Annotated in this window: 9 protein-coding genes; all 9 read left to right on the plus strand. The window is 42.5% G+C overall.

What is annotated here, in order from left to right:
- The first annotated feature begins 67 nt into the window (after positions 1–67).
- The 9 genes from prfB to phoU all read left to right on the plus strand — a co-directional run bounded on the left by prfB (position 68) and on the right by phoU (position 8,444).
- Positions 68–1,178, plus strand: a protein-coding gene (gene prfB, locus FFM57_RS08125) for a peptide chain release factor 2 (protein WP_137600019.1) whose coding sequence is annotated in 2 segments (ribosomal slippage) — positions 68–139 and positions 141–1,178 — 1,110 coding nt in all. Because the reading frame shifts where the segments join, the coding sequence is not laid out codon by codon here.
- A 94-nt stretch (positions 1,179–1,272) separates the two neighbouring features.
- Entirely contained in the window at positions 1,273–1,959 is a 687-nt protein-coding gene (gene ftsE, locus FFM57_RS08130) for a cell division ATP-binding protein FtsE (RefSeq protein ID WP_137600020.1), read from the plus strand.
- Positions 1,952–2,836, plus strand: a complete 885-nt coding sequence (ftsX, locus tag FFM57_RS08135) for a permease-like cell division protein FtsX (protein ID WP_137600021.1) — start codon at positions 1,952–1,954, stop codon at positions 2,834–2,836. The genes ftsE and ftsX overlap by 8 nt, the downstream gene beginning before the upstream one ends.
- Positions 2,837–3,476: 640 nt before the next feature.
- Positions 3,477–4,331 (plus strand): phosphate ABC transporter substrate-binding protein PstS, encoded by an 855-nt coding sequence (locus FFM57_RS08140; RefSeq protein WP_137600022.1) that lies wholly within the window; start codon positions 3,477–3,479, stop codon positions 4,329–4,331.
- A gap of 11 nt (positions 4,332–4,342) precedes the next feature.
- Entirely contained in the window at positions 4,343–5,281 is a 939-nt protein-coding gene (gene pstC / locus FFM57_RS08145; RefSeq protein WP_137600023.1) for a phosphate ABC transporter permease subunit PstC, read from the plus strand.
- Positions 5,278–6,162 carry a phosphate ABC transporter permease PstA gene (gene pstA, locus FFM57_RS08150; protein ID WP_137600024.1) on the plus strand — a complete coding sequence of 295 codons (885 nt, stop codon included), beginning with the start codon at positions 5,278–5,280 and terminating at the stop codon, positions 6,160–6,162. The genes pstC and pstA overlap by 4 nt, the downstream gene beginning before the upstream one ends.
- 9 nt (positions 6,163–6,171) lie before the next feature.
- Positions 6,172–6,981, plus strand: a complete 810-nt coding sequence (gene pstB / locus FFM57_RS08155; protein ID WP_137600025.1) for a phosphate ABC transporter ATP-binding protein PstB — start codon at positions 6,172–6,174, stop codon at positions 6,979–6,981.
- Between the two features lie 9 nt (positions 6,982–6,990).
- The gene (gene pstB, locus FFM57_RS08160) at positions 6,991–7,752 is read left to right on the plus strand and encodes a phosphate ABC transporter ATP-binding protein PstB (protein WP_137600026.1); all 762 of its coding nucleotides are present in this window, start codon (positions 6,991–6,993) and stop codon (positions 7,750–7,752) included.
- A 20-nt stretch (positions 7,753–7,772) separates the two neighbouring features.
- Positions 7,773–8,444, plus strand: a complete 672-nt coding sequence (gene phoU, locus FFM57_RS08165; RefSeq protein WP_137600027.1) for a phosphate signaling complex protein PhoU — start codon at positions 7,773–7,775, stop codon at positions 8,442–8,444.
- Positions 8,445–8,549 lie beyond the last annotated feature (105 nt).

An 8,549-nucleotide genomic window follows, 5' to 3' on the forward strand; every position in this document is an offset into this window, starting at 1 on the left:
GGGAGGGGACTGTGACAAGTGCGTCATAGTCCCGTTTTCCTTAAATATCCAGTAAAGGAAGATGAAAATGGAACTAGCCGTAATGAAAAACACGCTGGCAGAATTGCAGCAAAAACTAACTTCTTTTAGGGGGTCTCTTTGACTTAGATCAGCTGGAAGAAAATATCGCCCTAAATGAACATCGCATGACGGAACCTGATTTTTGGGATGAGCAAAGTGCTGCTCAAAAAGTAATTGATGAAACTAATCAATTAAAAAGAGCTTATGATGAGTTTCAACAAATGGCCACAGCTTACGAGGACAACCAAGTCCTTTTGGAAATGCTTCAAGAAGATCCCGATGAAGACTTAGCTGAAGAATTAGCGGAGAACTTGACTGCTTTACAAGAAAAAATGGCCAGCTACGAGTTGAATTTGTTGCTAAAAGGTCCTTACGACCACAACAACGCTATCTTGGAATTGCACCCCGGAGCTGGGGGTACTGAATCCCAAGACTGGGGCTCTATGCTTTTGCGGATGTATACCCGTTGGAGCGAACAACACGGTTTTACTGTGGAAACCTTGGACTATTTAGCTGGGGATGAAGCCGGGATTAAAAGTGTTACTTTGCTGATTAAAGGGTACAACGCTTATGGCTATTTGCGTTCAGAGCGAGGCGTCCATCGTTTAGTACGGATTTCGCCTTTTGACTCAGCTAGTCGGCGCCATACGTCCTTTTGTTCAGCAGAAGTCCTACCAGAACTTGACGACACCATTGATATTGAGATTAATCCCGATGATTTGAAAATTGATACCTATCGCTCTAGTGGTGCCGGGGGTCAGCACATTAATAAAACCGAATCGGCTGTGCGGATTACCCACTTACCCACCGGGATTGTCGTGGCTTGCCAGACCCAACGTTCGCAATTAAAAAACCGCGAGCAAGCTATGAGTATGCTAAAAGCCAAACTTTATCAATTGGAAGAAGAGAAAAAAGCGCAACAACAAGCCGCCATGCGGGGCGATCAACTAGAAATTGGTTGGGGCTCGCAAATTCGCTCCTATGTTTTCCATCCTTACTCCATGGTGAAAGATCACCGGACTAATTATGAAATGGGCAATGTGCAAGCTGTCATGGACGGTGATTTAGACGGTTTTATCGATGCCTACTTAAAATGGCAGCTTCAGCAAGAAAAGTGATAAAATGAAACCAGTTTGTAACTGCTTGTTAAGTGCCTGCAACATTCATCTGTTATAATCAAGAACGAATTGAGTACGTGTAAAGGAGATTCCTATGATAGAAATGCAAGATGTCATGAAAAAGTATAGCAATGGGACAACCGCCATTCGCAATATTTCAGTGACGATTGACCAGGGAGAATTTGTCTACGTGGTGGGACCTTCCGGTGCTGGTAAGTCCACGTTTATTAAGTTGATGTATCGGGAAGAAAAAGCCACTAAAGGTCGCTTAGTCGTAGCAGGCCACGATTTAATGAAAATTAAAAATCGTGAGGTTCCTTTATTACGACGGGAAATCGGCGTAGTTTTCCAAGATTACAAATTACTGCCGAAAAAAACAGTCTATGAAAATGTCGCTTATGCCATGCAAGTTATCGGCCGTAAACCTCGTGATATTCGTAAACGGGTGATGGAGGTGTTAGACCTTGTGGGCTTAAAACATAAAGTACGGGTCTTTCCAAGTGAATTGTCTGGTGGGGAACAACAACGGGTTTCCGTGGCGCGGGCGATTGTCAATACGCCGAAAGTGTTGATTGCCGATGAACCTACAGGGAACCTCGATCCAGAAAACTCTTGGGAAATTATGAAGTTATTGAATAAAATTAACACGCAAGGGACCACAGTGGTGATGGCGACCCATAACTCTACTATTGTGAATACGATTCGTCACCGGGTAATCGCCATTGAAAATGGTCGGATTATTCGCGACCAAGCAGAGGGGGAATACGGTTACGATGATTAGAACCTTCTTTCGACATATTTGGGAAAGTATAAAAAGTTTAAAGCGTAACGGTTGGATGACCTTTGCTTCCGTTTTTGCCGTAACGATTACTTTATTATTAGTTGGGGTTTTCTTGGGCGTCATTTTAAACGTCACCAAGTTAGCCGAAGATATTGCTAACAACGTTAATGTTACTGTCTATGTAGAGACCAACACCGATGAAGCTGGCGTTGATCAAGTGGAAAAAGATTTAGAGAACTTAGATCATGTTACTTCTGTTGCTTTCTCTAGTAAAGATGAACAGTTGGCTAACTTAACGTCCGCTTATGGGGATAGCTTCAACTTGTTTGAAGGGGATGCCAATCCTTTAAGAGATGCCTATATCGTTGAGGCCGACAAGCCAGAAAACGTTAAAAAAGTCCAAGAAGCTGCTGAAAAAATTACCAACGTTGAAAAAGCCGATTACGGCGGTGACTTCTCAGATAAAGTTTTCAGCATTGCTCAAGGTGTGCGGACTTGGGGCGTGGGCGGATCCATCGTCCTGTTACTAGTAGCCATCTTCTTGATTTCCAATACAATTCGGATTACCATCATGACCCGCAAACGGGAAATTCAAATCATGCGTTTAGTAGGAGCGAAAAACGGCTATATTCGTTGGCCCTTCTTCTTTGAAGGAGCTTGGATTGGCGTCTTAGGCTCCGTGGTACCGATTTTAGTAACTATCTTTGGTTACCGTAAAATTTTTGGTCAGTTTAACCGCGAATTGATTAAACTGGGGTATAGCTTAATGACCCCCGATGAAATGGTGCCACAAGTGATTATTTTAATGGTGGTTGTTGGGGTCTTGATTGGTTCCTTAGGTTCCGTCTTATCCATGCGCCGTTTCTTAAAAATCTAATAATGAAAAGCTGTCTGTTCTTGATGAGCAGGCAGTTTTTTTGTTTTACGAAAGTTGCAAAAAGCTCTTCTGTATTTTCTCGAGCTTGAATAGCTCTTTTATTTGTCGAGCTTTTCCAACTAGAAGAGTCGGTAATAAGCCATCAGCCACAAAAAATTTGAAAAGCAATTTCCTGTGGCTGCCGTCTTATTACTTCTCTTCTGTGGGAGTTGTAAAAGCTCTTCTAATCAAAAAGAGGCCGACAACAGTCGACCTCTCCAAGGGATGATTTTCCACTAGAAAATGTTTTTGGGGAAAACCTAGTGAAAGGAGAGCGTCTTGTTGCTTAAAATATTGGGGATAGATTAAGCGACGCTTCCAAGGTGGATTATAGCACAGGTTTACAAGCGTGAAAAGAACATTTTTGTAAGAAAGATTAGCCGGTAGTTTCTTAAGACAGCAAGCAAACTTCTTAAATAAAAAAACAATTGCAATTTTTCTTTTCGTTGCGTTTCGTCAAAAATGAATGTGCCGCGGTCTTTTGCTAAAATCTTCCTAAGGGAGTACATCTTTGGCTTGCATTTTGCCAAAAGAATCGCTACTCTGGAAATAGATAACGCCTTTTTGTGTATGTTATCCAAAAATTTTCGGAGGTTTTTCCATGAGAAAAAAAATCATCGGTGCAGCACTATTTTTCTCTTTGATTCTTTTGAGTAGTTGTGCCAAATGGATTGATCGCGGCGAAGCAATTACCGCTGTTGGTTCATCGGCTTTGCAACCTTTAGTGGAGACGGTGGGAGAGCAATTTCAAAATAACAATCCCGGTAAATTCATTAACGTTCAAGGAGGCGGGAGTGGCACGGGCCTTTCCCAAGTGCAAAGTGGCGCAGTGGCCATTGGCAATTCTGATCTTTTCGCTGAAGAAAAGTCAGGGATTGACGCTAGTCTTTTAGTGGATCATCAAGTGGCGACAGTGGGGATTGCCCCAATTGTTAACCGCGGTGTCGGGATTACCGATATTACAAAGGAAAATTTGAAAAAAATCTTTTTAGGAGAAATTACCAATTGGCAAGAAGTCGGGGGTAAAAATCTCCCTATTGTCTTATTGAACCGCGCCACAGGTAGTGGAACGCGGGGAACTTTTGAAAAATGGGTATTGGATGATCAGACAGCCATCTCAGCCCAAGAACAAGACTCTACCGGCATGGTGCGGCAAATTGTCGCCGATACCCCAGGAGCCATTAGTTATTTAGCTTTTTCTTACATCACAGAGGATGTCTTAGCTTTAAGTATTGACGGCGTGGAACCGACGATTGAAAATGTCACCACCAATCAATGGTACATCTGGTCTTATGAACATATGTACACCAAAGGACAGCCAGATGAATTAACCAAAGAATTTTTAGATTATGTTTTATCTACAGAAGTGCAAGAAGGTATTGTTGGTCGCCTCGGCTATATTCCGATTTCTGCCATGAAAGTGCAGCGGGATTGGCAAGGCAACGTGATAGAGTAGGAGGCAACGTCGTGGAAGAATTATCCAACCAAGAGATTAAAAAGCGCTTGTTAACCAAATCGAAAAAAGCGCGGCTGGAACAACGCGGAAAAATTATTAGTTTTAGTTGTATTGCCTTAATTATGTTAGTCGTCATTGCCATTTTTTTCTTCGTTGCGTCAAAAGGCTTAGCTACTTTTGTGACGGATGGCATTAATCCTTTGAAATTTTTATTTGGCACCACCTGGAATCCTAGTGAGTTAGATAGTAACGGGAAACCTTTAGTGGGAGCTTTACCCATGATTCTCGGTTCATTTTTTGTGACTTTTTTAGCAGCGATTGTAGCTACGCCTTTTGCCTTAGGGGCAGCAATCTTTATGACAGAAATTTCGCCGCAAGTGGGGAAAAAGTTTTTACAACCCGTCATTGAATTATTAGTCGGGATTCCTTCGGTGGTTTATGGCTTTATCGGTTTAACCGTGATTGTCCCTGCCGTGCGTAGTATTTTTGGTGGTACTGGCTTCGGGATTTTAGCTGGAACTTTCGTATTATTCGTCATGATTTTACCAACAGTAACCACCATGACAGTGGATGCTTTAAAAGCGGTACCCCGCCATTATCGAGAAGCGGCTTTAGCTTTGGGCTCTACTCGCTGGCAAATGATTTATAAGGTTGTCTTGCGCTCAGCGATTCCTGGTCTTTTAACCGCCGTCGTCTTTGGGATGGCCCGGGCCTTTGGCGAAGCTTTAGCAATTCAAATGGTCATTGGGAATGCCGCAGTGATGCCAACAGGGTTAACTACACCGGCAGCCACCTTAACGAGTATTTTAACCATGGGCATCGGAAACACTGTCATGGGAACGGTGGAAAACAACGTCTTGTGGTCCTTAGCTTTAATTTTACTTTTAATGTCTCTAGTCTTTAATGTTGTGATTCGCATGATTGGGAAGAAAGGAGCCATGAAAGGATGAAAGCAAAACGCGCAGATAAAGTGGCTACGAGTATCTTGTACGTCGTCTCTGGCCTAATTGTTTTAATTTTAGCGGCTCTTTTAGTCTATATTTTAGTTCGTGGTGTGCCGTATATTAATTGGCACTTCTTAACTGGTTCTTCCCGCAGCTACGAAGCAGGAGGCGGCATTGGGATTCAGCTGTTTAACTCCTTATTTTTATTACTAGTGACATTAATTATTAGTGTGCCAATTTCTTTAGGTGCCGGGATTTATATGTCCGAGTATGCGAAAAAAGGACGCCTAACGGATATCGTGCGGACGGCGATTGAAATTTTGAGTTCGCTGCCCTCCGTTGTTGTGGGTCTTTTCGGCTTTTTAATTTTCGTGATTCAAATGGGTTACGGTTTTAGTATTTTATCGGGGGCTTTAGCTTTAACCTTTTTCAACTTGCCAATTTTAACTCGTAATGTGGAAGAGAGTTTGAAAGCTGTCCATTATACGCAAAGAGAAGCGGGACTAGCTTTAGGTTTGTCCCGGTGGGAAACTGTTACGAAAGTGGTAATTCCAGAAGCTTTACCAGGTATTTTAACCGGGGTTATTATTAGTGCTGGCCGAATCTTCGGTGAAGCCGCCGCCTTAATTTACACTGCGGGGCAATCGGCACCAGCGTTAGATTTTAGCAACTGGAATCCTTTGAGTGTCTCTTCTCCGATTAGTATTTTCCGGCAAGCAGAGACCTTAGCCGTCCATATTTGGAAAATCAATACGGAAGGCACCATGCCTGATGGCGCGCAAGTGTCAGCTGGCGCTTCGGCTGTCTTGATTTTAGTCGTCTTGCTCTTTAACTTTGGCGCCCGTTTTATCGGCAATCGCCTTTATAAAAAAATGACTTCAGCTTAGGAGGTCCCCATGGAAAAATATGATTTTAATGATCGCTACGTGGTCACCTTTGATCCGCAAAATGAACCTGTAGCGTTGCATACTGAAGACCTTGAAGTCTGGTATGGTGCCAACCAAGCCATTAAAGGTGTCGATTTACAATTTAAGAAAAATCAAGTTACCGCTTTAATTGGTGCTTCTGGTTCCGGTAAGTCCACATATCTGCGGAGCTTGAACCGGATGAACGACGGCATTGCCGGCACCAAAGTTACTGGTAAAATTATCTACAAAGACGTGGATATTAACGCGCCAGCTGTGGACGTTTACGAAATGCGTAAGCACATCGGGATGGTTTTTCAGCGGCCGAATCCTTTTAGTAAGTCTATTTATGAAAATATTACCTTTGCTTTAAAACGCCACGGCATTAAAGATAAACACTTACTGGATGAAACGGTAGAAACTACATTAAAACAAGCAGCACTTTGGGATCAGGTAAAAGATAATCTCCATAAAAGTGCCCTAGCTTTATCTGGCGGACAACAACAACGTTTGTGCATCGCCCGAGCCATTGCCATGAAGCCAGATATTTTATTATTAGATGAACCCGCTTCAGCCCTAGATCCAATTTCTACGGGGACGGTGGAAGAAACGTTAGTCCAATTAAAGGAACACTACACGATTATTATCGTGACCCATAATATGCAACAAGCTGCTCGAATTAGTGATTACACCGCCTTTTTCTATAGCGGTAATGTCATTGAATACGACCAGACAGCCAACATCTTTACCCAGCCACAAAAACGCGCCACTAACGATTACGTTTCAGGACACTTTGGATAGGAGGAAGGTATGGAAAGCTCAGCAATTATTTCCTCACGGGATTTACATTTATACTATGGTAAAAAAGAAGCGTTAAAAGGTATCGACTTAGCCCTTTATGAACATGAAATTATGTGTCTCATTGGACCTTCCGGTTGTGGTAAGTCCACTTATTTACGGAGTTTAAACCGCATGAACGACTTAATTCCTAACGTCACCATTAACGGTGCTGTCTTGTATCAAGGCAAGGATATTTATTCGCCGAAGCAAGACACAGTAGCGTTACGCAAAGAAATCGGGATGGTCTTCCAACAACCGAATCCTTTTCCGTTTTCCATCTATGAAAATGTCATCTTTGGTTTACGTTTAAAAGGGGAAAGCGATAAAAAAGTTTTGGATCAAGCTGTCGAAGAGAGTTTACGGAAAGCGGCAGTCTGGGACGATGTCAAAGATAAATTGCATCAAAGTGCTTTAGGTTTATCGGGCGGGCAACAGCAACGGGTGTGTATCGCCCGCGTGTTAGCAGTAGATCCTAAAGTCATTTTATTAGATGAACCCACCAGTGCTTTAGATCCCATTTCCACCGCTAAAATCGAAGAAATGCTCTACCAATTAAAAGACCATTACACCATGGCGATGGTGACCCACAGTATGGGACAAGCCAGTCGTCTGAGTGATAAGACTGCCTTTTTCTTAGACGGCAATCTCATTGAAGTGGATGCAACGAAAAATATCTTTATGAATCCCAAACAACAACAAACTGAAGATTACATTTCCGGTAAATTCGGTTAATACATTGAAGGAGGTACAACATGTTACGGACGCAGTTTGAAGAAGAGTTAAAAGATTTACATCAACAGTTTTACGAAATGGGCTTAGCCGTTGCCGATGCTGTCCATAAATCTGTGCGGGCGTTTTTGAAGCACGACAAAGAATTAGCCAAAGAAGTCATCTTCAACGACCAAAGCATCAACAACCAAGAATTACGTTTAGAAAAGAAAAGTTTTGAAATGATTGCCTTGCAACAACCCGTCACCACAGACTTGCGGATGATTGTCACGATTATGAAAGCTTCCAGTGACTTAGAGCGGATGGGGGACCACGCCGTTTCCATGGCTAAAGCGACGATTCGTGTGAAAGGCCACGAACGCATTCCAGAAGTAGAAGAAATGATTTCCGAAATGTCCGACTACGTGAAAAAAATGGTGGATGACGTCATGAAGGCCTACTTGGCAGAAGATACAGACGCAGCTAAAAACATCGCCAAAGAAGATGATCACGTCAATCAATACTTTAAAAAAGTTTATGACACGGCGATTGTGGAAATGCAAAAGCATCCCGAAACAGTTGTCTCTGGTAACGACTATTTACACGTGGCCAGTTACTTAGAACGTATTGGCGATTATGTCACCAACATTTGTGAGTGGATTGTTTATTTACAAACTGGTCGCCTAGCAGAACTAAATAGCAATCACCACCTATAAGGAGCGGGAAGGTCGAAAAATTTATTTTAAATGGCTCTTTGTCAACTGGTGTTGTTTCACATTAAATTCGCTTAGGGAAGTACTTCGGTACTTCTCTTTTTGTGT

It is taken from the genome of Enterococcus nangangensis, assembly GCF_005405245.1.
In the GTDB taxonomy this organism is placed as follows: Bacteria; Bacillota; Bacilli; order Lactobacillales; family Enterococcaceae; genus Enterococcus_J; species Enterococcus_J nangangensis.

Bases quoted from the DNA above. Each gene is read 5' to 3' on its own strand.
- pstB (WP_137600025.1), top strand. From the start codon at position 6,172: ATGGAAAAATATGATTTTAATGATCGCTACGTGGTCACCTTTGATCCG.
- phoU (WP_137600027.1), top strand. From the start codon at position 7,773: ATGTTACGGACGCAGTTTGAAGAAGAGTTAAAAGATTTACATCAACAG.
- pstA (WP_137600024.1), top strand. From the start codon at position 5,278: ATGAAAGCAAAACGCGCAGATAAAGTGGCTACGAGTATCTTGTACGTC.
- pstB (WP_137600026.1), top strand. From the start codon at position 6,991: ATGGAAAGCTCAGCAATTATTTCCTCACGGGATTTACATTTATACTAT.
- ftsE (WP_137600020.1), top strand. From the start codon at position 1,273: ATGATAGAAATGCAAGATGTCATGAAAAAGTATAGCAATGGGACAACC.
- ftsX (WP_137600021.1), top strand. From the start codon at position 1,952: ATGATTAGAACCTTCTTTCGACATATTTGGGAAAGTATAAAAAGTTTA.
- FFM57_RS08140 (WP_137600022.1), top strand. From the start codon at position 3,477: ATGAGAAAAAAAATCATCGGTGCAGCACTATTTTTCTCTTTGATTCTT.